Source organism: Paenibacillus rhizoryzae, assembly GCF_059686995.1.
In genome coordinates this window covers 979,388-1,005,731 of sequence record NZ_JCAALT010000001.1, presented here as the reverse complement: position 1 = coordinate 1,005,731, position 26,344 = coordinate 979,388, and the positions used below count along the sequence as shown (strand labels likewise).

Sequence of the window (26,344 nt, the reverse complement as noted above, 5' to 3'; positions counted from 1 at the left end):
TCATAATGATAGATCAATATCGTTGTTTCTATGATAATCATAGTTATTATCTATGATTCATCTTCGCTGTCACAGGTCACCTGCAGCTTGTCCTGCTTGAGATTCGTTATATGCTCCGTCAATATTTCAATAAACCCGCGCGCAGCCTTCCCCATGAATTTATCACGGAGATACACAATCCCGACCTCTCTGCACAAGGTCGGTTTTTGAATTGGAATCGGGATCAAATCTTCGTAGTTGTACATTTCAAGCAAGGTTTTCGATAAAACCGTGCCGCCTGCACCTGAACGAACGAGCCCGAACAACGATTCAATCGTAGTCGTTTCGATCAAGGGCGTTAGTTGTAAACCGGCAATCGAACATGTCATATCCACCAACTGCCTGCAGCGATGGGTTTCCGGAAACATTACAATCGGCACATTCAGGATTTCGTCAAAATTTATGGCTGTACGGCTAGCATAGGGATGCTCCCCCGTTGCAACAAAATAAAATTTCTCATTATACAGAGGAATCGAACGTACCCTCTCATCCTCGACGGGCAGAATCGTAATGGCTAAATCGAGTTCGTTTTGCAGCACGCGGTTTACGACATCTTCGACACCGAAGATTTTAAGTCGGACTTTGGGATACTCGCGATGGAAATCGAGCAATAAGTTCGAAACCAATTGATTTAGCTCGCCCGGGAGTGCACCAATCGATAATGTACCTCGCTCAATTTGTTGAAGTTCTTGAATTTGCTCCTTCGCGTTCGTTAAGTTGCCGAATGCCAGCTTACTCTGCTTGTACAAAATCATTCCGGCATCGGTTATGGCAATTTTCTTGCCGATCCGGTCGAATAGCGGGACGCCTATTTCATCCTCAAGTGCCTTGATTTGATGGCTTAAGGAAGGCTGGGTGATTCCCAGCTTGACGGAAGCTTTGGTGAAATGTAATTCTTCGCATGTTGTAATAAAGTAGTCCAATTGTCTTAACTCCATAGGATCTGCCTTCTTTCACTATAATCTTATTTATTATTCCGCATGCTCGCATCGGTTATGAATCACTTTGAACTCACTATAATGGAACACTTCATCATTGATCAATGTAGTCCTATCTATTGTTTTGATAGTTTGTGTCTATGATCGACTTGATCAGAACATGAAGAAGCCCCCTGCATAGCAACAGGATTTTAGTCTTTCTCCTGTTTACTATTGAGGGAGCACGAACGATTCATACGTTTAGTTCTTCACTTGGCAAAATGATTCTGCAAGATCACCCTTAATTTCTGCTTATAGTCGTCCAAATCAAATGAAGAGTGATTCACTTTTACCTTGCTATACCGATGGATTCGTAAATTTCTAATTCCAATTGTCTCCTAGCTTCTAGAATATGAATCGTTCCTTCTACGCCTTCATATCCGCGCTTCTTTCCAAACCCTTGCTGGGTGTAATACTCCGTAAAACCATCGGCCCATTCCTTCGGCCTCTCCAGCATTGCTTTTCTGGAGGAACGATCAATATCGTGCTGATCTACAAAAAGGAGCGATACGCTCAGCTAATTCGGAGACGTAGCTTTTAACGGCTTCTTTATTAACATCATACTTAATCATGCCGATCGTGACAGGATTTTGGATAAAACAACACTCGGATATAAAGACCTCATCGCCTTCTTTAGCGTGTTGTGCGAATGATCTCCAGCTAATAAATGCTCATATTCCACTTGCTCGAACCATGCAGTACCTTCATAGTCAGCAGGATGCTCCAGATTGCCTTCCAAATACAGCTGCGATTTCAAGTTCATTTCATTTTAGATCTCTTGAACTAAACGAGCAGTGGTTGACTTACCGATCCCGGCAAACCTTCAATTAATATTAATTTTCTTTTCACTATAAACATCCTCTGTTCACTGAAATAATATTGATTAAGTATCCAATCTATCTTTGTAAACCGCTAATCTCGTCACAGCGCGCCAACGCCCATGCGTGCAGCTTAACGTCTCGGTCCCTGGCACTGGAGAAAATGACATCAAGTCCAATACGGAGCTGATAGCAGCGCAGAACTTCGGCTTGCTCCATCATTTCATGATGCTGCTCCTCGATATACTTCGCTTGTGCTTCCATGCAATCGAGCCAAGTACGCCAGAAGAAAATGGTAGCAATATCATAGAGCGGATCGCCAAACATCGCTTCGCTCCAATCAATGACCCCGGTAATTCGGCCGCCAATCGCAAGGACATTGTTTGAGCCGAAATCTCCATGGACGAGCTGTCGGACCTCGGGGAAAAGCGGTGCAAAAGCTCTTAAAATTCGCAAATAGGGATCGATCTGTTGATCGCTAAGGAATGGCTTCAATGCCTCCCAATCATAGCTGCTCGAATCCGCGATGCTCATAATGAAGTCACGCCATTTCTCGTACCGGCCGAAGCCGTTTCCGTTGAAGGGACCGTATCCTGCGGTGCCCGTAATATTCGTGCTCGCCAATGCTTCGATGACATGCATGACAGGCTCCGTCACAGACCGTATATCGGAGATTTTCATGTCCTGTAAAGTTACGCCTGGCGCGCGCCGGGAGATGCAGTATGCATATTCGTCAGCAATTGTGCCGATAGAGAGGATTTCCGGGATTGGCAGTTCCGCTGAAGCAAAATGATGATAACAGAACTCATCTTTGTGAAAGCCTGCAGCAGAACGATTGACGCGAAGAATGCATTCATCGCCTCCGAAGCGGATTGCAAATGCTTGTGACTCTTCTCCTTCGGTTATTGGCACCCAACCCGAAAGATTCCCTACCTCTCGCTTTACTGCCGCCATGATTGTCTCGGGCGTCAATTGAGGCTTCATCTTACCGCTCCTTCTCCATGCCCATTTTCCTTTATAATACTACATCTGAGATATTCAAGATGAGACAAACAAGGGCTACCCGACTGGTAGCCCTCATGGATTTGAATATGGAGCTCGGTTAATTAGATCACCAAGCTGACGCACCGCCGTCGACCGCGTAATTTGCACCTGTTATGTAGGACGCCCGGTCAGACGCGAGGAAAGCCGCGAGTTCCACGATCTCCTCCGGTTGACCGAACCGCTTCAGGAGCGTTTTGCTGGTTATCGCGTCGCGAGCTGCTTGGTTGTCGCCAAGGTCGCGGTCACTTGCCGGGGTCAAGACGGGCCCGGAACTAATGGTTACCGCACGGATTCCGTGCTTCGCGCCTTCAAGCGCGAGCTGTCGCGTCAAACCGATGACGCCGGCTTTCGCTGCGCAATGCGCCACCATCGGAGGAGTCTCGCCCGCAATCATGCCGGCCACGGACCCGACATTGATAATGACGCCGCCACCTCGCTTGACCAAGTGCGGCCAGGCAAACTTGGATACGAAGAAAGGGATGTCAAGCTCGCCGGTTATGGTCGTCCGCCAGTCTTCGATTGAGAAATCGGGCATCGGACCGAATCGCTGCATGGCCGCGTTGTTATAGACCACGTCAAGCCCGCCATAGGCGGCAACAGTGCCCTCGACGAGCTGTTGCACTTGTTCGGGGTCCGTAAGATTAATCGGTGCGATACCCGTCATCTCGCCGCCGGCCTGACGTACCAGTTCAACGGTCTCGTTATTGGCTTCCGTCTGAATATCGCATCCAACCACTTTTGCGCCTTCTCGCGCAAAAACCAATGCAGCGACGCGCCCCATGCCTCCCCCGGTGCCAGTAATCAGCACAACCTTCGAGTCCAGCATTCCCATCGATAGTTTGTTATTTATTCCATTCCCCTCCTGAAGTCCTTCTTTCTTGCATCCTATAATATTGGGAACAGCTTCCTAATTTATTCACTAGTACTCTCACGCGGCTCTTCATTAACTCTTAGTAGCCTTCAGCGAGAACGTGAGTGGAATATGGTTGTCGGAGTCGTTCCATCGCCATCGTCCATCCTGGCTCTGCGCCATGAAAGGGAATCGTTTATTGGAACCGTGGGAGAACTCATGAAGATAATCCAAACGCAGTCCGGCTGCGATTAATGCGTTCAGAATATCACTGAAACTGAAGTTCCAGGCAAATTCGATGCTCTGCTGATTGGCCGCTGGGTCAGAATAAGGCATGAGCCCTTCTATCTGAAGGGGCTGCTCTGTGTGAAAGTAAGGATAAATGGTGCGCAATTCCGTCACGCCGGGAGTGTCATCATAAACATTGAGAAACGGATGCTCCTCCTGTAGGTAGAAGACGCCGCCAGGTTTGAGGAAATGAGCAATAATTTTCGCCCAGCGATCAAGATCAGAGAGCCAAAATAACACACCGCCAGACGTAAATACGATATCGAACTGCTCGTCAAGTATTTGAGGCAGCTCGTAGATGTCTGTACAGAGAAACCTTGCATCTATCCCCGTTTCTTGACTTAAACGCTCTGCGAGCGCTATCGCATCCTCAGAAAAATCCACTCCGGTTACCTGCGCACCAAGCCGTGCCCAGGAGAGCGTATCCAAACCGAAATGACACTGAAGATGCAGCAACGACTTTCCCGCCACAGGGTCTAATTCCTCCAGCTCAATTGGACCTAGAGAGGTTTGGCCTGCTTTGAAGCCCTCGATATCATATCTCACGGCATTAACAGCGGTGCGTGCATTCCAATACGCGCGGTTCCGTTCCGTATAATCAGTCATGATGAAATCCCCCCTTTCTGACAACTGTCTTACAAGAAAATAGCCTACCGCTTATTCTACAAGCGGCAGGCTAACCATTATGATCTCGCATCCGCTCGTTTCTCATTTTCGATCGGATACACGACATCATCCATAGCATCGCGATAAGATCTCTCCAGCATGGTATCATTGCCTTGGGAATCCACTTTCCCATAGGTGAACAAACCCGCCATAAATTCATTTATGAAATAAACAAAGCTCTTATAGGTGGGTTTCTCACCCCATTCCCGATTCGACACGGTATCATTTTGCCATTTAACAATGGCTAATCCATCTGCATTGATTTCAAAATACTGATCGCAGTACCCGGACTGACTCATAGAAAATCGAAGCGCTTCTCCTTCAGGAAACGAGTAGCTATTATAATTGTACATTTCACCCGCCATACTTGGCGGCGCTTCACCCATAATTCTGTAGGCGCGAAGCGCAATTTGCCGGGCCTCCGTCAGATCCCCGCGCATTAGCTTCTCGAAATCGGCTTGACCTGTTGGGGTCCGGACAATGACATTCTTGTCTTGGGCATTATATTTGACATATGCACCAAGCGTTTCACTTATGAATCTAAGCGGTACATAGGTCAGTCCTTTCTTATTTACCACAGGAGCGTCAATTTGGACTTGTTTCCCGTTCACTGTAACGGTCTTGTCCCCTTCGCGGAGATAGACAATCTTGCTGTTATCTTTGGTGTGGAACATGACGGTATGCGTCTTCGAATCATAGGCAAAAACCAGCCATGCTGGGTCGGTCAACGCTCTCAACTTAACCAGCGTTCGTCCGTTTACCGTGATCGTATCGTATTCATGCTGCCCGTTTACATAAACCGAAGCAGCAAATGCAGCCACGACAGAAGAAGCATTTACGTGCGTATTCACGAACAGAAAACTCCCCAGTATGACGAAGCCAAGCGTATGTACGAACCATTTCTTCAGCGCAACCACTCTCCTCTGGCATTTCTATTTTCTTACATCTATCTGACGGAAATGAATAAGAAAAGTTGCGCAAGAGCCAAGCGGCATATTCCAGCTGTTCCAACAAAAAACCGGACTGCGCTCTACAAAGAGCGGTCCGGTTTCCTTCAACGCTTAGCGGCCCCAATCAATAAATGGGCCGATTCTTTCCCTTTCAACTGCGGATGCGGAGATTTCTTCCGGCAGATGTCCGAATGCCATGCCGGGCACACTACGCGGATTGTATTCGATGACGTCGGAGGAATAGATAGCCACGAACATTTTACCTGGGACAGCATGTGCTCGGATTAAGATCGGTTGGTTGTAACGGTTCTGGAAAGCAAAATCCGGACCGTCCCAACTGACCGTCGCATCGCGGCCCGGTCTTACGTACGGTACGTTTCGGCTATGCGAGTAACGCTGCACGATATGCAGCCCGGCACGGTCCGTCGCATTGAACAGCGTAGATGATACCTGGCATATCCCGCCACCGATCCCTTCGGATAATTCGCCTCTGACAATGATCGGTGCTTCCAGATAGCCCTTTTCCCGAGTGCGCCTGCCAACGACTTTATTGAAGGAGAATGTCTCCCCTGGGAAAATGACCGTATTATTAATCGCTTTGGCAGCCAGTAAAATGTTATGCGAACGATTCTTATTGCGGCTGTTGTAATAGGTTGCATACTGGCCGATCGGTTTTTCCTTAATTTCCGCCAGCAGCTCGCGGTCCACCTTCGGATAGACATCGGCAAGCGGTGCATCGAATGCGAAAGTCCCTTCACCGTAAAAGAACGCGTAAAACTTCTCGGTAAACCTTCTCTGATCGAGTCGATGGCCGTTCTGTTCGGGAGTGATTCCCCCACGATCATTAATAACCGCATTGTGAGGAGCTTCGTAGCTTTGCCGATCCAAAGTTTTAATTAACTGATCCAGCTTGTCCAAATTCACCATCGTGAAGCCGGGTGACGCATAATCATCCCGATAGATTACGACCGGAGCCTTCCCCTGAAGCGACACGGATAAATGCTCGGGACTTCCGCCCTGCTGGAGCATCCCGAATAAGCTGCTGATCATCCATAACCACTTCATAAGGCATTCTCCACATAATCGATTTTCCATGCCTGCAGGGCGGAGTCTCTGCGCAATTGAAAGACGAGCGACTTCTCGACTTTCCTAAATCCGTCTCGGTATATCACTGCTCTAACCGGCAAATCGATGGCGAGCAAATGATCGTAAACTGCGGACTCCGAGTAGTCGGACGCTCTCTTGATGGCAATAATGCCGGTCGCCTCCTGCTTCAAGCGTTCCAGTTGCTCATGATTCCGATGCGGGAATAGCACCGTCATAATTTCAGGATCCCGCTGATTGATCGCGATAAAAAACAGCTCCACAACGTCGTTTGGCGACGTTTGCTGCACGTATTGTTGGAGCTTGCCTGCCGCCTTATGCACCATCGTCTGATGATCCGGATCGACGCTCCCGGTCTTGTGGGTGCTGCTCCCCAGAAAATGAATGCAAAAATGTCCGTTAAAGTCATTGTCCGGAATACCGTCTCCCCCATGAGGCATTCCGTGCATGGAAGCCGCAATCGCTTGGTCATCTTTCAAAACAAGAATGGCCCTTCTTCTCCAGCTCCATTTTCCCTGATAGATCTGCCTCATGATGTCCGTGTCATGCTTCGTTAACGGCTGTACATCAGCATGCGTGCTTCCTGCTCTTCGCTGCACCTCAAATCGCATCCCGGTCTCCAGATCGACAACGGTGAACATCGATTTCATTGTGATGACTTGCTTAGCTTCAGGCCACGATAACAATTTGCCATAGTGCTTTGATTTCAGCTCCGATATAAGGGCTTTAAGCTGTTGTTTCATCTCGCCCCGAAGCTGAATCGCTCTATTGTTCGCCATATCATACAACTGATAGGACAGGTCAATGCTATAGGTTTTATCATCGATCATTAAATATGTATCGGAAATAGGGACATAGGTAGTTTGATGGGTGGTACCTTCTGCAACAGCATCCACCCACTTGTCGGAATCGATTACCATTCTGGTTACCAGCGCCGAATTCGGCGAGGTTTTGACGGTCAGCGAGACCGAAGGTTGTTGTCTAGCTAACGCCAAAGCATGAACCGGATCGCAAAACAGCCCAATTAAGGCGACTCCAATCAGGAGCAATCGATGAATGTCTTTCCCTTTCAGCATGTCTTCTCCCTCCTAATTAACACTATTTCTTTAAGGGAGGGAAAAGATGCATGGAAAAATTCGCCTGTTTTACTTTTGGCTGGATTTTGAATAACAGAAGTCCGGCGATCAGTGCAGTGACGCCGATTGCTTTTTGCCAGCTGAACGGAACCTGTTTCAATCCAAACCATCCTTCTGAGTCCCACCATAACGCGCATACCATCTGAGATGTCATCACGATGGCAGTCGCCGCACTAGGCCCAATAAGTCGAACGCCTTTTACCACGCAGGTAACAACGCCGATACCGATTAATCCGCTGAACCAGAACCAGACCGGCATCCCTTGCCAGTGCAGAAACGCGGTACCTTCCATTAAAAAGCCCATGGCAAACGATGCGATAAATCCCATTCCAAGCACCAGCGCAGTAGTCGTATTCGAGTGAACAGATACGCTCACTTTGTTATTGTACAAAGTCTGCACGCTGACAAGCATGCCCGCCATTAATGCTAATAAAATGCCTATAAGCACGCTATTCCCTTCTTTCGCTATTCTCGTAGATGTTTCGTCCAGCGGCAGCCTCAAGACCTAACCGGTCAATGATGACGAGTTTGCCGCGATTACGTTCCAGCAGCCTCAAGCGGCAGAAATGCAGAATAACCCGATTCAAATGCCGGTAACTGGTGCCGATCAGATTCGCCATATCTTTCAAACTCGCTATGCTGACCCGGGTATCGACCGGCGTCGTCACAGAGAGCAAGTAGCTGGCAAGACGGATTTCGACCGGGTACAGCAGATTAAAGCTTAATGCTTCCGACTTCTTATAAAATTTCTCCGATATCATCTTTAGCATAAACTGCAGGAACGCCACTTCCTCGCGATAAAGCGGAAGCCAGCGTTTGTGAAAAGCTATCGCCTCCACGGGTGTTACAGCCGTTACCGTATTGAGAAGGTTCAACCCGCTTAAACATTCAATCTCTCCAAGAACATCAAGCGGAGAAGTAAAACCAAGCAGCAGTGTATTCCCTTCCGTCGATGTCGTATAGACCTTTACTTTTCCGTGCACGAGAAAGAAGATATTTTCCGGTACCTCGCCTTGCTTGCAAAGTTCTTCTTCCGGTTCGAACCGATACAGCACTAAATGCTGTCTCAGTGCATTAGGGAAAACCTCATCTAACGCAAATTGTGCGAGGTAAGGTTCGAACCGATTGGAATCTCCGATTTCCTTCATACCAGCCTCCCCCTCCTATTAGCTAGTGCAGCCGATTAGAAAGATAAACATAAGATGCCCGTTATCATGAGCATAATGCCAATCCATTGCGGTGTACGGAGCCGCAGCTCTCGATTTCCGAACCAGCCGGCTTTCTCCATCCCGAGCGTCGCTAGGATCTGGGATATCAACATCGCCGACACGGTGACAGCCGCGCCATTGTGATGAAATGCCGTAATATTACTGAAAATGATAAAGGCTGCAAGCGCTCCGCCGAAACGATAATACAGCTTCACTTTCGCCAGTCTTCTCCATGACCGATCTCCTGCAATCCATACAATGAGCATGGCCGCAGCGAACCCTGTTCCTTGCGTTAGAGCTGCCGCCTGCCAGGTTCCGATCTGATCCCCGATCACGGCATTAGCCGTACTTTGCAAAGTTATAAATACGCCGCCTAATATAGCCAATAGAATGCCTTTCATGCCTTGATTTCCTCCTCAACCAACGTGCTCTCTTTATTTAACGACGGGAGGTCCATTCTGAAAAGGACATATGTCCTAAATAATAAGATCGCATGCTCCAAAAAAAGACCCGCCGACACGGGTCTTCTTGTATGTATCGCTCCGCTGATTTCAAATACAGACGCCCAGACAGCCAAAAGGCATCCTTCAGTCATGTTAATGACTCGGATGCCTTTCTCAACGTGCTATAATAATTTATTAATACCCTGTGTTTACTCCTCCAACAACTGGGTATGCAGGACCGCCGCCATATCCACCTAAGCCACTTCCCATGCATCCACAAATAACGATAACTAACAGGATGAAGAGCACCAGAATAACTCCCGCGCTAGTAAAAGCACCACCAACATGACCGGACAATGTATTGCACCTCCTGGGGTTTAACGTACAAAATATGATATGTCCCCGGAGCTGTAAAGGATTGGGTGTTTGGAGGGGATCAAATGGTTCGGGTATAATTGTCACTCCTCCAATTGATAGACAAGTTGCACAACCCCTGATGAGAACGTTCTTGTATGTGTCAATTTTAGATTCAACCTTTGTTTAATATCATTAAACATCGGCGTTCCTTCTCCCAACGCAACGGGGTGAACCGATAATCTAAATTCATCGATAAGACCTAGTTGGATAAAAGTTGTAATTAGACTAGCTCCGCCGTAAAGCCAGATGTCTTTACCGGGCTTATTCTTTAATTGGTTGACCTCTTCAAGAATACGGCTGCTAATGTACGTAGCTTTAGAATCCGTCCCTGTTTGTGTTCGGGAGAAGACGTATTTCTCTTTGCTGTGAATAAGCTCCCACATCTCTTTGTCTGATGCACTTTCTTCGATTGCAGGGAGATATTGTCCCCATTTATCGTAGCTTTTTCTCCCATAAAAGATCGTATCGATTTGATTTAAGAAATCAAGAAACCCCATCTCCGGGTCCATGATGCACCAATCAATTTCCCCATTCTTCCCTTCAATAAATCCATCTAACGTGACTGCCAAGTCTAAGATGATTCTTCGATTCATGTTTAGTTACTCCTTATCCAACCGGATCGCTTAATCTTGTTGGTTACAAGCTCATCGTCGAAAACAATTCCAAAACCGGGCGTAGCAGGAATGTGAAATTCTCCGTTCTCAACGCGATACCCGGATACGTCCATTCCTTCGATTGCAATATCGTCGTATTCCACAAATTCGAAGTTTCGCACCGCAGCTGATAAATGTCCGGATACGTAAATACCATAGGCATTGCCATAACAATGTGGCGCTGACCGCAAACCATGCGCATCTAATTTCTCGCCTAATTCAAGCCAATGCGTGAAGCCCGGCCAGATGATATCGTACTGCAGCACATCGACGCGGCCACGAATGGCCCAATCCACAAGATGCGGGGAGGCCAGCCCTTCCCCGTCTGCGATAAGCACGTTCTGCCCACGTTCCCGAAGCCAGCCCTTCAGATCCTCGTACAAAGCATCATCTTCATGGAATGCTTCTTCCAGCCAATACAGGTTCACATCCGTTAGCGCCGCCAAAACTTCCTTGGTCAAGTTCAGGTTATACGCATTATTCGCATCGATCATGATTTTACCTGCAGGGCCGGCTACTTCAGAGATTCCTTGCACAATCGCGATATCTCGTTTCGTTCCTTCCCAGAGCGGCATGTGACGTCCGCCTCGGCCGACTTTAATTTTGAAATGACGGTGCCCCTTTGCAAAACCTTGTTGTGCTTGTTCGTTCATTAATGCAACGGCTGATTTCTCATCGGGCAAGTGCAGGTCATCGAAATATAAAGAAGTATCATAGCAAGGCACAATCAGTGGTACGCCTCTTTCGAAATGGGCACCTGCCACCAAGTCATACACAGGTTTACCAAGTCTTCGCCCCAACCAATCAAGAATGGGATATTCCAGCTGCAACCGATATGCTTCACGAATTCTGCCTCGATCGTCGAATAAATCAACTAATCGGCGACCTACTATAGTTTCGGCCCATTCCGGCGTGATATGAATAGAGCTTCCATAGGCTGTTTGTCCATCAATCGTAATTCTGGCGATATCCACCGAGCAAGATTTGCCATGAATACCGATTCTGCCGTTCGCTCCCGCGCTTCGCGCTCGTTCTCCCGTTAACTTGGCGAATTCAATTCTTTCCACTTTCCAATCCGTTTGAATACCTGAAATGTTCATAGGATCCTCCAGTGCCGACTCGGCGGCTTCTTGTTACGACCATACTTTAAGTATTCATCGAATCTAGCACACAATCCTGCAACTTATAACGCAACAAAAAACAGCCGATTAGCTAAAACCGGCTGTAATCGTGTCGTATTCAGGTCTCAATTTCGTTATATGAATTAATTTGTATGCTGAATAAACTGCTGGACCGCTTGCTCAAGCAATTTTGTTCGGTTCAGTAAACCTTGAAATCGCCCATTATTGGAGGTTATGGCAATGAACTCCCCCGGCGATTCCAGTACGGTCTGAAAACTAGCGTTGTCGAGCTTCATTTTCTTTACATTATTGGATTGGAGCAGGCTCACTTGCAGATCATCTCCCAAGAGCTCCTCTAGCATTACGCCGTCAAGCCAGTGCGCGTGTTCGAAGGTGTTCTGCAAAGACTTGATATGTACCCACTCTGAATTCGAGCCGAGTTCCGGCGTTAGTTCGGATTCTTGGATGAGACGTAGAAACTTCCGAAGAAGCAAGACGAACGGCTCTCCGCTTCCCAGTTCTCCTAGATTCGAAGACACGGATTCATCTGCTTCTCTTACAACTGCTGCATACGCATTGGCGTATGCTTCTTCAAGCCAAGGATATTTCTTAGCAAGCGACCAGCGTATGGCGCCAGGCGTTGTCCAGCCAGCAAATCGTTGTTGATTTGCTTGATTCGATTCCACGAACACAATTGAACGAATCCCTTTTTGACGCGCAAATATGATGGACATGATGTATAGACGCGATGTGAGCCACTTTCTTCCATTCGCAAGGTTGATGATCGTATAATCCGAACAGCCGGTCGAGAACAACTGATCGGTCATGCTATTCACGGAGCTCGTATATATGCCCATATCCTCGGCCAAGTGATCACTCAAATCTAATTGATTTACAGACCACTTTGGTGTAAAGGATTCGGCTTCGAAGCGTTCGATCGAGATTCCGGCAAAATCGATTTTTTTGACATTCTTGAACATCCCCTTGATCAGGTCCGGCAAATGCTTACGAAAAATCAACAGAATAACCAATGTCACGATCGGCCACATGATGGCTGAAACCATTGTCGCAATTTCCAGGTTGACGGTCATCGTTCACCTGCTCTCATCCAGGTTCTGCAATGGCGACCATTGTGCTCGTTGCAAGCATCAATAAAGATACCGGAGCCCAAATTCTTCTTTCCCATTTGCTCTTAGTAATGAGGTTTAATAGCGATGCTACCATTGAAAATAGCACAACAATCCATATAGCCGTATTTACAAATGAATCCCAATTACTAAAAATAAACCCTGACCCTGATTTACTCAGAACGATCGAGGCTAGAAAGGCCAGAAGGAGGATTTGAAATAAAGCAGCTATACGCATAGCAGGAGGCAATTTCCCAGGGAACTTCCCGCCCATCGCCATACTTCCCCAGGGCTTACCTGCAGCAAGGGCAAGTTGAAATAAAATGACCGCCCCAATTAAGATTGCAAATACGATTCCCGTCGCTTCTATATACATAAGAGCCTCCGATACAATTTTGGAAGTTCGCACGAATGCAATGAGCTAGTTAGCGTTACAACCTACAAAACTTCATATTGCTTTATAATTTCTTCGCGAAACTTCAGCCCATGGCCTGGCCGATCCCATACGTTAACCATACCGTCCTTGATAAGCGGGACATCTTCGAACAAGTCGTCATACCAATTCATATATTCGATGTACACGCCGTTTGGAATCGCGGCAAACATCTGGATTTGAAGCTCCCACGCCAGATGAGGCGTAACCGGGAGACGATTGGCGCTTGCCAAATTCGCAATGCGTTGGGCTTCCGTAATCCCGCCTGCTCTGAGGTTGATCATCAGAATATCTGCGGCTTTCCGATCGATCAGCTCACGAAATCCGTATCGTGAATACTCGGTCTCGCCCGTCGTAATTCGGATGTCCAGCGCTTTGGCAACCTCCGCATGTCCAATAATATCATCTGCAGGGACAGGTTCTTCGAACCAGTATACGCCGAGCTTTTCCAGCTCTCTACCAAACCGAATGGCCGTTGCCACATCGAGCCCCTGGTTCACATCGACCATAATATCGATATCCGCACCCAATGTTTTCCTTACCGCTTCCACTCGCCTTAAGTCGATTCTTAAATCCGGGAAGCCGGCTTTCATCTTGAATGCTTTAAACCCGCGAGAAGCATAATCTTCTGCTTCCTTGACGAGCTCTTCTTCCGATAGCGACATGAATCCCGCGCTAGCATAGGCTTTCACTTGATCTGTATAAGGCCCGAGCATCCTATGGATCGATGTATGCTGTAATTTACCGGCCAAATCCCAGAGGGCGATATCCACCGCGGAAATCCCATACAGGACTACGCCTTTGCGTCCAATCATGTTAAGTGCCCACCAGAGCTTCTCCCATATCTTATTTCGATACAACGGATTCTCACCGATTAGCAAATCGGCAATATCCCGATCCATACTTGTTTTAATCGTTTCGCTTCCTTGACCCAAGATAGGCAAATACCCCATACCGGAAACCCCTAGATCGGTTTCAATTTCAACAATGATCGCGGTTCGTTTCGTAATGAAGAAGGTTGATACTAAAATGGGGGTCTTGAAGGGTACGGATACAAGCTTCGTTTTTACGGCTGTGATTTTCATAGTCTTTGGTCCTCCCATTATTCACGAGCTGGGCTAAAAAGAAGCTGGGATCCATGCTGCCCATTAACAGAAAAAAGACAGCTGATCTCTACGAATCCGCTGTCTGCGCTTGTTGTCCTTATGAAACTATCATACCGTTAGTTTAGTTGCTTTGGAATTGATTAAGGATAAGACCTTGCCAGTTGCTGTCACCGCTATCAAAAAGTCGCACGGCGGAATGCAGGTTCTCCGTCGATAAGCGGTCGAAGCAGATTTCAGGGCGGACGGGGTAAGATACACTTGAAGCATAAGGAATGGCTAAAGTGCCGATGTTCATATCCTCAATCATGTCAAGCGTCTCCTCCTCTACGCAACGCGTATTGCACACTAAACACTAATTCGTCTGTTTTGATCTGTAATTCAATAGCTTGTTTACTCGTTCTGCACTAATCATCATGATAACAAGAAAAGCCAGCACGATAAACGGTAGTAATACGATGCTCGTCTGAGTAGCAATAACGCCAAATAACGGCGGGAGAAGCGTGGTCCCCGTGTACGCGACTGCCATCTGATAGCCGATCAGCTTCGCCGAATGTTCTCGTCCAAATCTTGCAGGTGTTTCATGAAGCAATCCGGGGTAAATCGGAGCAAGACCAAGTCCAATAAGAATAAGTCCGACTAAGTAAAGTAGAGTAATAGGAAGTAAAAGCATAATTCCGCCGGCAACGGCCATGATCTGACCGCTCCGGATTAACACCTTATTGCTGACCTTCAACGTAATAAACCCGGTAAGCAGCCTTCCCAAGGTTATGCCGCCATAGTATAGAGAGATCCAACCGGCAGCAGTCTCGGCTGTCATATCTCTCGCCCCTACCAGATAGCTGGCTCCCCATAATCCGACGGTAGATTCAACCCCGCAGTAGAACAAGAAAGCGACAAGTGTCTGTTTAACGCCTTTGATCTGCAACACCTTAACATTGGGAGTCGCTGCTTCAACTATAACGTCAGCTCCGTCCTGTTCCTCCTGAATCGTATTAGTTCGTTGCTCGCCATCTCTAATCGAGGCGACTCGTTTCCATAAGGGGAGCGTGGCGAACAATACGACCGCGAGCGAGAATTGAATGACCGATACCGCCGTATATCCATCTCTCCAGGAGTCGTGTTCAGCAATATAATAGGACATAATAATAGGTCCGACAGTTGCTCCTACGCCCCAGAAACAGTGAAGCCAATTCATATGATGAGCCTTATAATTTTCAGCTACATAATGATTGAGAGCCGCATCAATGGCACCGCCGCCAAGACCAAGCGGTACAGCCAGCAGAACAAGCCAGATCAACGAAGGCGCCATGGCAAAACCAAGCAGCGCCCCTGCCGTGAGGCTGCAGCTGATCAGCGTGATTTTCCCCGTCCCAACTCGCTCAACCAAGCTCCCGCTTAGGAGACTCGATACGATGGTTCCTCCGGCTACAACCATGGATAAGATCCCTGCGAAGCCGAAGGATGCCCCCACACCAGGTCCGATTACCGGCCATGCCGATCCAAGCAGCGAATCCGGAATTCCGAGGCTAATAAAGGCCAAATAAATGATCAATATAAAAATGGACGCCATAACATACCTCTTTCTAGCAACAATCCGTGATCATCACATGAAGTGCTAATTGCTGCAAACCGGCTAAATAATCCTGATTTCGATCACTTATCACAAGCGTTGGCAAATGTTTTTGCGGAATATAGGTTGAGCTTCTGACAGCGACCTTAGATAGAAACAGTTCATCTACCTCATCATTGCAAAAAACGACTGCCCGGGGGTTCAGAATGGCTGCGAACGTTGCGATTAAACGGGCAATGGCATCAATTTGCTTGTCTTCAGCTAAGACAATCCCGCCATGACTCTCCTCAAGCTTCAGCGCCTTCCCAAAGGACTGAAGATCATACTGAGGTACAAACGAGATTTCGCCTGAGAAGAACGTGCTGCCTCTTACCACGTCACCATTGATCATAATCCCAGATCCCGGCCCGTACTGACCGAAATACAAATAAACCAGCGATTCGTTCTCGATCTCGAAATTCGACGCATACCCAAGCACCGATGCATTCATATCGTTCTCCACGATGACCGGAATTTGGAAACGGGATTCGAATTCCTCCTTCAGATCATAGTCAAGGAGCTGCTGATAAGGCGGGATAAAGATGATTTTCCCCAAGTTATCAACGGCTCCGGGAACCCCGATTGCGATGGAGCGAAGCTTGGGATATTTCTCAATCAGCGACTCAATCATGTCCCCTAATTGCAAGGCATTTTGTTGCAATACACTTGGCTTGATTCCCTGCTCCTTGATCTCCCCGATACAGTTGAAGATCGAATAATTAGTCTCATTCTTCTCGATAAAGATCGCAAGTCCCAGCATGTATTCCGGATCATAGGCGTATCGCTTCGCCGGTCTGCCCCCGCCGGAGTCATCATTGCCTGTAAAGAGAATTTCTCCATCCTCCTCCATTTGGGCCAGAAACTTGCTGATCGTCGGGAAGCTGATTCCTAAACGCTGACTTAGCTCTGCTTTCGTCGCGCTGCCCATCATAATGAGTCCCGCTCGTATGCGATAAATCAACGGTTCATTCATTTCGTTTGGCGTCTTGAATATATTCGACATGTTCGATCAAGCCTCTCATCTACATAATTGAACCTACTTATTAAACTGTTTTAATATGTATAGGTCATCTTAGCAGAAGTCAGATGTCATGGCAATATGGTAAAGCAAAAAAGGATCAAGCTTCCGTCACCGTTAAGTGACAGCACTTGATCCCAAGATCTCGTCCAACTCTTCATCATCTTACAATGCAGTCGGCCTCACCATAATTTCACTGATTAAGGTGTCATCAGGTTCATTAATGGCAAACGCGATCGCTCTGGCAATACTGGTCGGAGAAATCCCTTTGTCGCTGATTTGATTGGCAATCATCTGCACTTCAGGGCTGGTAATGGTGTCAAAAAGCTCGGTCTTCGTCAGACCCGGTGCAATCACGGTCGTTCGAATTCCCGAAACCGCGGACTCTTCCAGACGGAGTCCTTCCGAAATGGCTCTGACTGCGAATTTTGTAGCCGCATATACAGCGGATGTTGGGGATACCTGATAACCGGAAGTTGAAGATAAGTTAATGATATGACCGGACTGCTGTTCACGCATGGTTGGTAATACCGCAGCGATTCCGTACAACACGCCCTTGATGTTCACATCGATCATTTGATCCCACTCGGCAACTCTTAACTCATTAAGCCTGGAACTCGGCATGACCCCTGCATTGTTCACCAATACATCAACTCGTCCATATTCACGTAAGGCGAACTCCGCCAATCGCTGCATATCTTCTGAAGAAACAACGTCTGCGCGTACAGAGACAGCTTCGCCGCCACTTTGTTTAATGTCATTAACTATAGAATGAAGACGATCCTCTCTTCTTGCAGCCAATACAACCTTTGCACCATTTTGCGCTAACAACCTCGCTGTAGCTTCGCCTATTCCGCTGGAAGCGCCTGTAATGATAACCACTTTATCTTGTATATTTTCCATTGGTATTTGCTCCTTTAGAATATTGTTATTGAACGCGTGTTGAATATTTAACGTCCGTTGATTACTATTATAGACAGTAGCCCGGTTTACTCAATGGTTGATTGCTGCGTATTTGTCTCATATTCAACATCGCCAATAGAATTGTTGATTAACTCGAGGAGGTACCGGATTTTGTGGACAACGTTGTGAAAACAGACCGCCGGATTCTCCGAACGAAGCAAATGATAACCAGGGCATTTCTGGAGCTTTTTGCGGAGAAAGATTTTGATCACATCACCATTAACGAGATCGCGGAGCGTGCCAATGTCAACCGCGGCACCGTTTATTTGCATTACACGGACAAATATGACCTTCTGGACAAATGCATTGAAGATCATATCAACGAATTGATCTCACTGTGTAAGAATCAGGAGTCAAGTTTGTCTACGCAAGGAATGGTACATGAGCCCAAACCGGTTTTTGATTATTTACGAGACCATTTCCCATTCTTCGCCGCTATGTTTGCCAATCAGCGTGTCTTCCTATTCCGTGACCGGCTGCTTAATTTTATCGCCATGAAACTGATGGATAAGATGGATCATCCGGATAACATGGATGCGATCGAACGCGAGCTAAAAGCTCAATTCTTAGCCTCGGCTTTTATAGGAATAGTCGAGTGGTGGATTCGTCAGCAAATGCCGCATTCCTCCCAATTCATGGCCGATCAGGTCAAACAGTTATTTGAAAAGAATCACGTTTACACCGAATAAAAGCCCAAGGCTGCTAAGCCTTGGGCTTTTATTCTTCCTCGCAGCCTCGTCATTCCATGGGAATAGCAATCCGGACCGAGGCTCATAATAAGGGGAGCATTGGGCAGAAAGGTGCGATCCTATATTCCAGAGTGCGTACATGCGTTTCTGAAAATCCACCATCCAAATCGAATGACTTTGTGCTGTCTGTACATAGAGTCCACGATAAACAGATTCATTTTTCCTATTTACAGGCTATCGTAGACCAAGAACTCATACAGCATGAAATATTCCATCGCATTCAAATCGCAGAAGATGTAATCGACGATCTTCATTCGCTTCAAGATCGGATTCCGCTTGAGAATATCAAGGTATCTGCCAATGTGGTTTGTTCTTCTTTACCATTAAATATGTCATTCTAATGTTTGTAACCCTCATGTATTTCAGCCAAGGGCTGCTTAAACATACCTACTGGCCAACCTTGGTTATGATCAAAGTAATTGAGTCTTCACTTATTGCACGGGTTGAATTTGTGTTTATCTGTATCTGGCTCACGTTGATTATCCTCGTGCTTTGCCTCTGTGTTTGGAGTTGTACCCGCATTATCAAGAGAGTGACGAATCTAAAACCCAGCTGGTCCTTATATGTGATCCTGATCACGATCTTCTCGGCCTCTCTTCTATTTAACGATCGCATTAAAATTGAATGGTTTGGCGACTATGCGGTTGAGATCGGGTTTTATTTCATCTATGCCTATATTCCGCTGCTATTTATCCTGTATTTCATTCGCAGCCTCTTCTCGCAGAGGAAGCCAATGAACTCCATACAACCCGAGCAATAAGAAAACCAGCCCTGGATGAGGATCTTGGACTGGTTTTTTTGTGGGAATGGCTCAATTAACGGTGGTGCGCAAACTCCAGGTACTAGAGGAATTTAGTACTATTCGTTCCAAAGCCAATTGCTTACGATGGAGTCGAAAGGAGCGAACGTGCTTGAAAATTATTGTGATTATCGTAAGCATTGTGTTCTTTCTCCTCATTGCGGCGTTATTTGTTGTGTGGTTAAGTATTCGCACTTTTCCGTTTGCGCCATGAATGGCAGGAATCCAAAATAAACCAGCGGCAGAAGCAAGCCGCTGGTTTTATTTATTCGTAACATTACGCTCTGCTTGATAGAAGCTCTTCAAGGCGATCCATTGTCTGTTCCGCGCCGGGTACGTTATATTCTTTCACCTTATTGAAGATCACCGTACTTTCTTCGGAAATACCGCGTGCTTGATGACAATCCGCTCCGGTTTTACGACCTCGACAAAAATATTGGTGTTGGAATAATCAACGCCATCCGGCCCGTGCATGATAAACTCCCATGTACCGCCTGTTTGCAGCTCAAACCCCTGCGTCGTCGTCGTAAAACCTTGAGCTCCCCACCACTTCGACAGCTGATCCTCAATCGTCCAAGCTTCAAAGACCGTCTCACGCGAAGCATTCAATATGCAGGTAACCACAATCTCGCGGTCGCCAACGCCCGTTGGTATTTTGACTGTTCTATTGTTTTCGGACACGTCCATTCCTCCAAACCTGAATTTGGCAATTTTTGTTCAATCAAAATCGTGGCAGTGACAGCTATATTGAGGTTGTTTATCTCTCGGTCGCGTTTCTTTTTTGCCTATTGATTCTCTATCGGTTGTCAGCGTGGCTATAACTAACTCTAACGAACCCTGCAGGACTTATTTACTCGAAATTGGCTGAACTATTATTCTAACGAACCATGTGGGCCTTATTTAGTGGATATGAAGCGGAAATTGGCACTTCGACACGAAATAAGGCCTGTACGGTTCGTTAGAAATTCTAAACCTGTTATTTGGGCGAAATAAGGCCTGTACGGTTCGTTAGAATCCAGGCCCAAGGGATTCTGGATCCAAGACAGTTCTCTCCAGCGTTTATGGATGATTTGGCGACGATATTGAGCATTCTTTGTCTTGCGCGGCTTGGGAAAGACTGCTAATGTAAAATGGTTAAAAAAAACGTCAAAGGGAGACAAATTGATGATTCAACGTACCGTCCTTCTCAAATTTGATCATACGACAACGCAAGAACAGTTGCAGGAAGTTGCCAATCGATTTAAGGCATTGAAGACTAAGCTGAGCGGAGTCGTCGATATCCAGGCTGGCCTCAATATTGCAGAGAAAAGCAAAGAGTATCAGGTGGTTCTTCAGATTCGTTTCGAGAATCAACAAGCCCTCGATGCTTACTCGATCAATGAAGATCACCAGGCAGTTGTGGCATTTATTCGCGAGTCAGGCAGACTTGACAGTATTGGCGTGGATATCGAAATTTAAAAGGGAGGCCCAAGTGGCCTCCCTCTTTTTTTCCTAGTACTAATCAAGAATCAACTACGACGCCGCGGCTCCTATTGACACGTCTGCTGGCCATGAAATACTGAAGCGCCCCCAGCAGGACGAACACGGCCATGACACCTGCCGAGTATCCGTACATCACGGAGTAATTGGACACCGATGAGATTGCGCCCAGCAGAATCGATCCGAACGCAACGCCGAAATCCGTTGAATTATAAAACATGCTGTTTGCCATGCCGTATTGCTCCGGCTTCGAGGAACGCAGCATCCAAGCTTGTATGGTGGGTTGTATAGCACCGAATCCTACGCCATAGAGCAGCGCGGACAAGATCAGCATCGGCATTGAATGGGTATTCGCCAATACCGCCATGCTTGCCGTTACGAACAATCCGGCAGGAATGAGCACTGACGTATGTCCGAATCGGTCGAAGATTCGACCTGAGAAAGGACGAACGAGAATGATCGTGATGGCATTGAACATGAAGAACAATCCTACTTGTTCGATATGTACATAATCACCGAACAAGGCGAGAAAACTAAGCAGACCGCTGTACGTGATGGCGAGAAAAACATTCAGCATCGCGGGAAACAGCAGTTTCCGATTAAATTTAGGTTTGCCCTCCGCTTTGTGAACACCTGCATTCCGAGTCGGAGCTGTATGCTGAGCTGCGGTTTGTTGATCCTTCTTTGAACGCGACAGCCATAGCACCGGGAAAATAACTAAAGAGGTAATCAATCCAATCATGGTCAATTGTGTAAAACCGGAATGTTTCATCACATTCAATCCGATCGAAGGACCGATCGACATCGCGAGACTCGTCGACAAACCGAAATAACCGATACCCTCGCCCATTCGGCGAAGCGGAATAATACGGGAAACAAGAGTCGGCAGAATTGTGCTGGCCATCCCGAAACCGATACCGTAGCCGATGCGCAGCGTCAGTAAAGTACCGAAAGATCCGGCAACCGAATAGAGTGCCGTCGTTGCTGCAGCGACGATGAGTCCTGCGAGCAGCAGCTTCATCCGAGAGATACGCTGCATGAGCGCAGCAGTGGCGAAACGCGATACGATAGCCGCCAGCGCGAAGACGGATGTCACAAGGCTGGTCTGGATGTTACCGGCATGGAATTCACCTTTTACGTAAGCGGGAAAGGACGACAGCAGCATCTGTAAACTTAGGAATAATAGAAAAAAACATAAGGTCAACGCGATGAATGGTCTGGTCCATAATGGCGTTTTTTGTAGTTGTTCTGGCTCTTGCTGCACTTAGCTTCATCTCCAATCAAATTCATAGCCGATCGTCCAATTTATTCGATTTTACCAGTCCGTCTGTCCGACCTTACCTTCAATATGCAATTGAATGCGTTGGAGCAGTTCAATCATGATACCATGCTCCTCTTCCGAAATGCATGCTTTCACTTCTGCCGTAATACTATCTTCAATTGGCGTCGTTACGCGAATAATCTCTTGCCCAAGTTCTGTACTGTAGACGAGAAACGATCGACGATCCTGCTCGCCTGCCTTCTTATAGATAAACCCCTTCTTCTCCAAGTGATCCAAAATCCGCGTCGTCGAAGGTTTGTCCTTGCCTATCCTTTCAGCTATTTCGCGTTGGATGAGACCTTGAGCACAATCAATTTGGTTTAATGCCGACCATTGCTCCGGCGTAATGCCATATGCGCTCAGTCTTTGCTGAAACAAAGCCGCGAGCTTCCGATACGTAACACCCAGCATGAATCCGATAGGCAGCTTGCGAGATTCGGTAGACATGAAGAATTCCCTCTCTCCATTATAGTTGTTTAGACAACTATATGTTAGACAACATATTCTGTCAATGTCTTGGCCAACCCTAAATTCACTCGCTACCGCAAAAAACCGCGAAAGTCTCATAGGACTTTCGCGGCGCCACTCCTGCTACTAATACACTTCAACCTCGGATATCGCCATTTGCCCGCCTGTCTGACCTGGTCCATCCGGGGTAATCGCCACGATGCGTACATACCTTGCGGTTGTGGCTGTTATCGTGTTATCGCTCGTTCCGCCTCCGAATCCCGTTACGGACTTGACGGTCGTATACGAAGTACCATCTGTTGAAGTTTGAATATCGAACGCGGTCGCGTAAGCAGTAGTCGGCATGGTGACTTTGATGCGAGTAATACTCGTGGACGCGCCTAGATCAACACGCAGCATCCACCGCCATTGATTGGTTGCTTGCGTTTTCGTAGCTGTATTGCCGTCTGTCGCATAAACGACAGAATCGCCGGGTTGAAGTGCTGCTGTACTGCCGTCGATGTAATACGCATTCACCGTTTTGTTCAACGCTTTGTTCGAGCCCGCTGGTCCTTCCACAGTAACATCATCGAAGGAAGCAGTAGAACCTCCGGTGCTCGTACTTCCTCCATTAAGAGAAGGATATCCCGTTCGCCCACTCCAAGATTGCGAATACATCCAGGATGCCGGCTCACTCGTGCCGTCCTGCCACACTTTTCCGTACAAGGTCCCATTCGAGGCGCTCATTTTGAACCAATACCAGGTGTTGTTGCTCCAAGTGAATGGATAGCTGGTGCCCCATGCGATTTCGTCGTTCAGCCATTGGATCGTGTTATGGTTCTGATGGAAGACTAGATTATAGCCTTTGCCATCGGAAGTTCCTGTGAATAGTCCCACACCGGCGCGGGCAAAATCGCCGTCCGTCCAGTTATCGACGCGAACTTTAGCGGTAATCGTGTAATCGGTCGATGTACCGAGACCGGCGTTACTTATAGTCGCTTTACGCGGATCGCCATTTGCTGTGGACGTTTGCTTCAGCGTTTGTGAGGTTTCACTCCAAGTACCGCCAAATGTGGTCCAAGAGGAGCCGATTGAATTATCGTTGAAGTTATCGCTGAATACGACCGGACCTGGCGGCGGTGCTGTGGGAGGTGTCGGCTTTTGAGCGGAGCCGCCTGGTCCAACCGCATTCATGATGTCGATTGCACCTTGCGGCCAGCTTTGGTTACTAACCGTTGTATTGTTCTGAAATACGTTGCCGCCGCTCCAATTTCCCCAGGGCGAGTTGCTGAAATTGTTCTGAATCACATTGTCGTGATTAGGCGGATTGCTGGCAAATATCGTTTGAGGCGCGTTATTGATGACGTTCTTCTCTGCTGTTTTGTACGCACTCCCGTTATCGAAATAGATCGCCGAGATTGGATAGCCGCCGGTATAAGCCGAGCCGGACAGATCGTGAATGTAGTTGGCATCGAACCTTGTGAACCCGACCATTTTACCCAATGTATAAATCCCGCCGCCGTCATCGAGAAGCCTGACCACGTGATGGATGTTATTACCAAACACTACATTGTCAGTCATACCATGCTCGTAATCCTGCCAATTCCACCCGATCGTAATTCCCGTATAAGGTAGATTCTTGACTTCGTTCCGGCCGATCGTCATGTTATTCGGAATCATCGCGCCGATGCCTACCATATCCGCGTAATCTAGCCCTACGGAATCAACCGTATTATCCAGGATAGAATCGTAGGCGCTCTGTCCATCCATCGCCGATTGTTCATCCCACTGGTCGCCGGCGACGCCAAGCGCCACACCTCCCCCGGCATTCTTATAGAATGAATTGCTCTTAATCAAAGTATGGTCGGTTCCCTCGTTGCCCATGATGCCCCATCCGCCGGCAAATTGGAAGGTGTTAGATTCCAAAGTGATAGTGCTGGCATATTTGAGCTGAACCATTCCCAAAGCTGAGGCGTATCTAGCGGTATTCCGAATCTCCGAATTATTGCCGCCTCCGGTTGTTTGATATCGGAAGCCTGCTTGCGAATCTACGTATCCGTAGGAACTTGGCGCCAACCAATTGCTGTATTTGAACGTAACGCCGACGAATTGAATATCGTGGACTTTGCCAGTTCCGCCGCTGCCCTGAAATTGAACCAGCGTCTCCACTTTCGGCGCTATGATCGTCGTTGTATTCATAGTCTCGCCGCTGCGAGGCTTATAGTAGAGTGTCGAAGCGGCCGTATCCAAGAACCATTCACCGGCCGCATCCAGTAATTCATAGGCGTTTTCGAAGTAATACGGCGACGATCCTTGGTTATGGTGGTTATACGCAAAGCCGCTCTCCGGAGATTTGAACGTGACCGTGTTCCCCGAATAACCGGCGATTCTTCCGCGATGCTGGCTCCAATGACCTACGATAACCATTTCGGCTGTACCCCCGTTGGCCCATGAACCGATATCTGCTGTGTTAACCGTATAGGGATAAGAGCTGTTCGTAGCGTTGAAATAAGGTCCGACCGTAGCTTCGTCTGTCAAATTCGGCTTACGCGCCTTAATGCCTCGCGTGTCATTCACATAAAGCTGCCTGAAATTCCAATTGACCCCTGTTTTCTTGTAAATGTTCTGACCTGCATCATGGAGCGTCCATCCGGTCGTCAAATCGACACCGCCGCTGACGACCGGCGACGCACCTGTATAGTTCTTATAGATAATCTTGTAACCGTTGGTCCCTGAATCGGAAGTACCGAGCGTTAACGTTGTACTCAAAGAATAAGTGCCATTCATGAGGTAAACGTAAATGTCCCCTGTCATGCTGCTGTTAATGGTTCGAATAACATCTCTTGCCTTCGTGATGGTTGCAAACGCCGTTCCTGTCGTCAACCCGTTATTGCTGTCGCTGCCACCGTTCGGATTTACATAATACGTGGCTTGCGTGGCGGCGTAACTTCTCTGCGCCGGAACGACGGTCACCGTTAACGTAACCGCCATGGCGACAATGATAAGCCATATCAATCTGACACGATCAGCCTTTTTCATCCTCGTTAATTCACCTCTTATCGTTATTTTTGACAACGCTTTCAATGCCAAATAATAGTTTATGGAGGTGCCTGGATTTTATGAGAATTTGTTTAGACCCAGCGGCTATTACGTGCACCTGCGAACGAAAAATGGGTCTAGCACTTTGAAACTCAACCTATTACAAATGTCTCTTGAATTCACCAATACAGGATGATTTGACTAATTTTTGCCAGGAGACAATATTAAGTTTTCCTAAATTTGTTTATTATGACCTAATGCATAGGCAATTCAGCATTAAGGCCTGTAGACCTATGGCATTTCAGGCATGCAAGAAAACCTCTGAATGATCGCAATGCCACTCCTCTTCCACTCGGAAGTTAACATGACCAAATAATGGATTTCTATAAATTTACAATTGACTTTAATAAACAAGTACTACTGCCAACCTTATCCATAAGCATATAGCCCTACTCGCTGTCCAAGGAGTAGGCTGTAACGCTCATTGTGAACTAATTTCGACAAGGGATATAATTGCGCTGAAAAAAATCCCATCCTGAA

The 26,344-nt window shown here is 47.3% G+C and carries 26 protein-coding genes and 1 pseudogene; 3 read left to right on the top strand and 24 right to left on the bottom strand.

From position 1 onward, the window contains the following. Positions 1-50 precede the first annotated feature (50 nt). The 20 genes and pseudogenes from AC6ESO_RS04535 to AC6ESO_RS04440 form a co-directional block, all read right to left on the bottom strand. Positions 51-977 (bottom strand): LysR family transcriptional regulator, encoded by a 927-nt coding sequence (locus AC6ESO_RS04535; protein WP_497090331.1) that lies wholly within the window; start codon positions 975-977, stop codon positions 51-53. A gap of 248 nt (positions 978-1,225) precedes the next feature. Continuing rightward, a pseudogene (locus tag AC6ESO_RS04530) lies at positions 1,226-1,874 on the bottom strand (P-loop NTPase family protein). Positions 1,875-1,912: 38 nt separating this feature from the next. Then, positions 1,913-2,818, bottom strand: coding sequence for a phosphotransferase family protein (locus AC6ESO_RS04525; protein ID WP_497090330.1), 906 nt, complete (start codon positions 2,816-2,818; stop codon positions 1,913-1,915). Positions 2,819-2,945: 127 nt separating this feature from the next. Further along, complete coding sequence (locus tag AC6ESO_RS04520; RefSeq protein WP_497090495.1) at positions 2,946-3,704, bottom strand: SDR family NAD(P)-dependent oxidoreductase; 759 nt, start codon at positions 3,702-3,704, stop codon at positions 2,946-2,948. Between the two features lie 117 nt (positions 3,705-3,821). Then, complete coding sequence (locus tag AC6ESO_RS04515; protein ID WP_497090329.1) at positions 3,822-4,622, bottom strand: class I SAM-dependent methyltransferase; 801 nt, start codon at positions 4,620-4,622, stop codon at positions 3,822-3,824. Positions 4,623-4,699: 77 nt separating this feature from the next. After that, positions 4,700-5,533, bottom strand: a complete 834-nt coding sequence (locus AC6ESO_RS04510) for a copper amine oxidase N-terminal domain-containing protein (protein WP_497090328.1) — start codon at positions 5,531-5,533, stop codon at positions 4,700-4,702. A 210-nt stretch (positions 5,534-5,743) separates the two neighbouring features. After that, a complete protein-coding gene (locus AC6ESO_RS04505; RefSeq protein ID WP_497090327.1) occupies positions 5,744-6,697 on the bottom strand; it encodes a VanW family protein in 954 nt (317 codons plus the stop codon). Next, the gene (locus tag AC6ESO_RS04500; RefSeq protein WP_497090326.1) at positions 6,694-7,812 is read right to left on the bottom strand and encodes a hypothetical protein; all 1,119 of its coding nucleotides are present in this window, start codon (positions 7,810-7,812) and stop codon (positions 6,694-6,696) included. Before AC6ESO_RS04500 ends, AC6ESO_RS04505 begins: the two co-directional genes overlap by 4 nt. A gap of 22 nt (positions 7,813-7,834) precedes the next feature. Next, the gene (locus AC6ESO_RS04495) at positions 7,835-8,320 is read right to left on the bottom strand and encodes a DMT family transporter (RefSeq protein WP_497090325.1); all 486 of its coding nucleotides are present in this window, start codon (positions 8,318-8,320) and stop codon (positions 7,835-7,837) included. Between the two features lies 1 nt (position 8,321). Then, positions 8,322-9,020, bottom strand: a complete 699-nt coding sequence (locus AC6ESO_RS04490; RefSeq protein ID WP_497090324.1) for a Crp/Fnr family transcriptional regulator — start codon at positions 9,018-9,020, stop codon at positions 8,322-8,324. 35 nt (positions 9,021-9,055) lie between these two features. Next, positions 9,056-9,481, bottom strand: coding sequence for a DMT family transporter (locus AC6ESO_RS04485; protein WP_497090323.1), 426 nt, complete (start codon positions 9,479-9,481; stop codon positions 9,056-9,058). Positions 9,482-9,981: 500 nt separating this feature from the next. Then, positions 9,982-10,533, bottom strand: a complete 552-nt coding sequence (locus AC6ESO_RS04480) for a dihydrofolate reductase family protein (protein ID WP_497090322.1) — start codon at positions 10,531-10,533, stop codon at positions 9,982-9,984. A gap of 2 nt (positions 10,534-10,535) precedes the next feature. Beyond that, entirely contained in the window at positions 10,536-11,693 is a 1,158-nt protein-coding gene (locus AC6ESO_RS04475; RefSeq protein WP_497090321.1) for an enolase C-terminal domain-like protein, read from the bottom strand. A 164-nt stretch (positions 11,694-11,857) separates the two neighbouring features. Next, complete coding sequence (locus AC6ESO_RS04470; RefSeq protein ID WP_497090320.1) at positions 11,858-12,805, bottom strand: hypothetical protein; 948 nt, start codon at positions 12,803-12,805, stop codon at positions 11,858-11,860. A 13-nt stretch (positions 12,806-12,818) separates the two neighbouring features. After that, positions 12,819-13,217: a hypothetical protein gene (locus AC6ESO_RS04465; protein WP_497090319.1), complete on the bottom strand. Its 399-nt coding sequence runs from the start codon at positions 13,215-13,217 to the stop codon at positions 12,819-12,821. A 62-nt stretch (positions 13,218-13,279) separates the two neighbouring features. After that, positions 13,280-14,359: a mandelate racemase/muconate lactonizing enzyme family protein gene (locus AC6ESO_RS04460; protein WP_497090318.1), complete on the bottom strand. Its 1,080-nt coding sequence runs from the start codon at positions 14,357-14,359 to the stop codon at positions 13,280-13,282. 142 nt (positions 14,360-14,501) lie between these two features. Continuing rightward, positions 14,502-14,687, bottom strand: coding sequence for a hypothetical protein (locus AC6ESO_RS04455; protein WP_497090317.1), 186 nt, complete (start codon positions 14,685-14,687; stop codon positions 14,502-14,504). 45 nt (positions 14,688-14,732) lie between these two features. After that, a complete protein-coding gene (locus AC6ESO_RS04450) occupies positions 14,733-15,950 on the bottom strand; it encodes an MFS transporter (protein ID WP_497090316.1) in 1,218 nt (405 codons plus the stop codon). A gap of 13 nt (positions 15,951-15,963) precedes the next feature. Then, on the bottom strand, positions 15,964-16,992 hold the full coding sequence (locus AC6ESO_RS04445; protein ID WP_497090315.1) for an ROK family transcriptional regulator: 1,029 nt from the start codon (positions 16,990-16,992) through the stop codon (positions 15,964-15,966). A gap of 180 nt (positions 16,993-17,172) precedes the next feature. Next, complete coding sequence (locus AC6ESO_RS04440) at positions 17,173-17,910, bottom strand: SDR family oxidoreductase (RefSeq protein ID WP_497090314.1); 738 nt, start codon at positions 17,908-17,910, stop codon at positions 17,173-17,175. Between the two features lie 173 nt (positions 17,911-18,083). On the opposite strand from AC6ESO_RS04440, the gene AC6ESO_RS04435 reads away from it, so the two are divergent. Together AC6ESO_RS04435 and AC6ESO_RS04430 are read left to right on the top strand one after the other, a co-directional pair. Beyond that, positions 18,084-18,659 (top strand): TetR/AcrR family transcriptional regulator, encoded by a 576-nt coding sequence (locus tag AC6ESO_RS04435; RefSeq protein WP_497090313.1) that lies wholly within the window; start codon positions 18,084-18,086, stop codon positions 18,657-18,659. Positions 18,660-19,011: 352 nt separating this feature from the next. Beyond that, positions 19,012-19,479 (top strand): GerAB/ArcD/ProY family transporter, encoded by a 468-nt coding sequence (locus AC6ESO_RS04430; protein ID WP_497090494.1) that lies wholly within the window; start codon positions 19,012-19,014, stop codon positions 19,477-19,479. A 402-nt stretch (positions 19,480-19,881) separates the two neighbouring features. On the opposite strand, the gene AC6ESO_RS04425 is transcribed toward AC6ESO_RS04430, so the two are convergent. After that, a complete protein-coding gene (locus tag AC6ESO_RS04425; RefSeq protein WP_497090312.1) occupies positions 19,882-20,199 on the bottom strand; it encodes an SRPBCC domain-containing protein in 318 nt (105 codons plus the stop codon). Between the two features lie 483 nt (positions 20,200-20,682). Between AC6ESO_RS04425 and AC6ESO_RS04420 the strand changes: the two genes are divergently transcribed. Beyond that, on the top strand, positions 20,683-20,976 hold the full coding sequence (locus AC6ESO_RS04420; protein ID WP_497090311.1) for a Dabb family protein: 294 nt from the start codon (positions 20,683-20,685) through the stop codon (positions 20,974-20,976). Positions 20,977-21,019: 43 nt separating this feature from the next. Here AC6ESO_RS04420 and AC6ESO_RS04415 read toward each other — a convergent pair whose 3' ends face one another. The 3 genes from AC6ESO_RS04415 to AC6ESO_RS04405 all read right to left on the bottom strand — a co-directional run bounded on the left by AC6ESO_RS04415 (position 21,020) and on the right by AC6ESO_RS04405 (position 25,804). After that, positions 21,020-22,261, bottom strand: coding sequence for an MFS transporter (locus AC6ESO_RS04415; protein ID WP_497090310.1), 1,242 nt, complete (start codon positions 22,259-22,261; stop codon positions 21,020-21,022). Between the two features lie 51 nt (positions 22,262-22,312). Next, the gene (locus tag AC6ESO_RS04410; protein ID WP_497090309.1) at positions 22,313-22,765 is read right to left on the bottom strand and encodes a MarR family winged helix-turn-helix transcriptional regulator; all 453 of its coding nucleotides are present in this window, start codon (positions 22,763-22,765) and stop codon (positions 22,313-22,315) included. 147 nt (positions 22,766-22,912) lie between these two features. Then, positions 22,913-25,804, bottom strand: a complete 2,892-nt coding sequence (locus tag AC6ESO_RS04405; RefSeq protein WP_497090308.1) for a discoidin domain-containing protein — start codon at positions 25,802-25,804, stop codon at positions 22,913-22,915. Positions 25,805-26,344 lie beyond the last annotated feature (540 nt).

Coding starts and splice junctions, on each gene's coding strand:
- AC6ESO_RS04535 (WP_497090331.1), bottom strand. CDS start 977: ATGGAGTTAAGACAATTGGACTACTTTATTACAACATGCGAAGAATTA.
- AC6ESO_RS04525 (WP_497090330.1), bottom strand. CDS start 2,818: ATGAAGCCTCAATTGACGCCCGAGACAATCATGGCGGCAGTAAAGCGA.
- AC6ESO_RS04520 (WP_497090495.1), bottom strand. CDS start 3,704: ATGCTGGACTCGAAGGTTGTGCTGATTACTGGCACCGGGGGAGGCATG.
- AC6ESO_RS04515 (WP_497090329.1), bottom strand. CDS start 4,622: ATGACTGATTATACGGAACGGAACCGCGCGTATTGGAATGCACGCACC.
- AC6ESO_RS04505 (WP_497090327.1), bottom strand. CDS start 6,697: ATGAAGTGGTTATGGATGATCAGCAGCTTATTCGGGATGCTCCAGCAG.
- AC6ESO_RS04500 (WP_497090326.1), bottom strand. CDS start 7,812: ATGCTGAAAGGGAAAGACATTCATCGATTGCTCCTGATTGGAGTCGCC.
- AC6ESO_RS04490 (WP_497090324.1), bottom strand. CDS start 9,020: ATGAAGGAAATCGGAGATTCCAATCGGTTCGAACCTTACCTCGCACAA.
- AC6ESO_RS04485 (WP_497090323.1), bottom strand. CDS start 9,481: ATGAAAGGCATTCTATTGGCTATATTAGGCGGCGTATTTATAACTTTG.
- AC6ESO_RS04480 (WP_497090322.1), bottom strand. CDS start 10,533: ATGAATCGAAGAATCATCTTAGACTTGGCAGTCACGTTAGATGGATTT.
- AC6ESO_RS04475 (WP_497090321.1), bottom strand. CDS start 11,693: ATGAACATTTCAGGTATTCAAACGGATTGGAAAGTGGAAAGAATTGAA.
- AC6ESO_RS04470 (WP_497090320.1), bottom strand. CDS start 12,805: ATGACCGTCAACCTGGAAATTGCGACAATGGTTTCAGCCATCATGTGG.
- AC6ESO_RS04465 (WP_497090319.1), bottom strand. CDS start 13,217: ATGTATATAGAAGCGACGGGAATCGTATTTGCAATCTTAATTGGGGCG.
- AC6ESO_RS04460 (WP_497090318.1), bottom strand. CDS start 14,359: ATGAAAATCACAGCCGTAAAAACGAAGCTTGTATCCGTACCCTTCAAG.
- AC6ESO_RS04455 (WP_497090317.1), bottom strand. CDS start 14,687: ATGATTGAGGATATGAACATCGGCACTTTAGCCATTCCTTATGCTTCA.
- AC6ESO_RS04450 (WP_497090316.1), bottom strand. CDS start 15,950: ATGGCGTCCATTTTTATATTGATCATTTATTTGGCCTTTATTAGCCTC.
- AC6ESO_RS04445 (WP_497090315.1), bottom strand. CDS start 16,992: ATGTCGAATATATTCAAGACGCCAAACGAAATGAATGAACCGTTGATT.
- AC6ESO_RS04440 (WP_497090314.1), bottom strand. CDS start 17,910: ATGGAAAATATACAAGATAAAGTGGTTATCATTACAGGCGCTTCCAGC.
- AC6ESO_RS04420 (WP_497090311.1), top strand. CDS start 20,683: ATGATTCAACGTACCGTCCTTCTCAAATTTGATCATACGACAACGCAA.
- AC6ESO_RS04410 (WP_497090309.1), bottom strand. CDS start 22,765: ATGTCTACCGAATCTCGCAAGCTGCCTATCGGATTCATGCTGGGTGTT.
- AC6ESO_RS04405 (WP_497090308.1), bottom strand. CDS start 25,804: ATGAAAAAGGCTGATCGTGTCAGATTGATATGGCTTATCATTGTCGCC.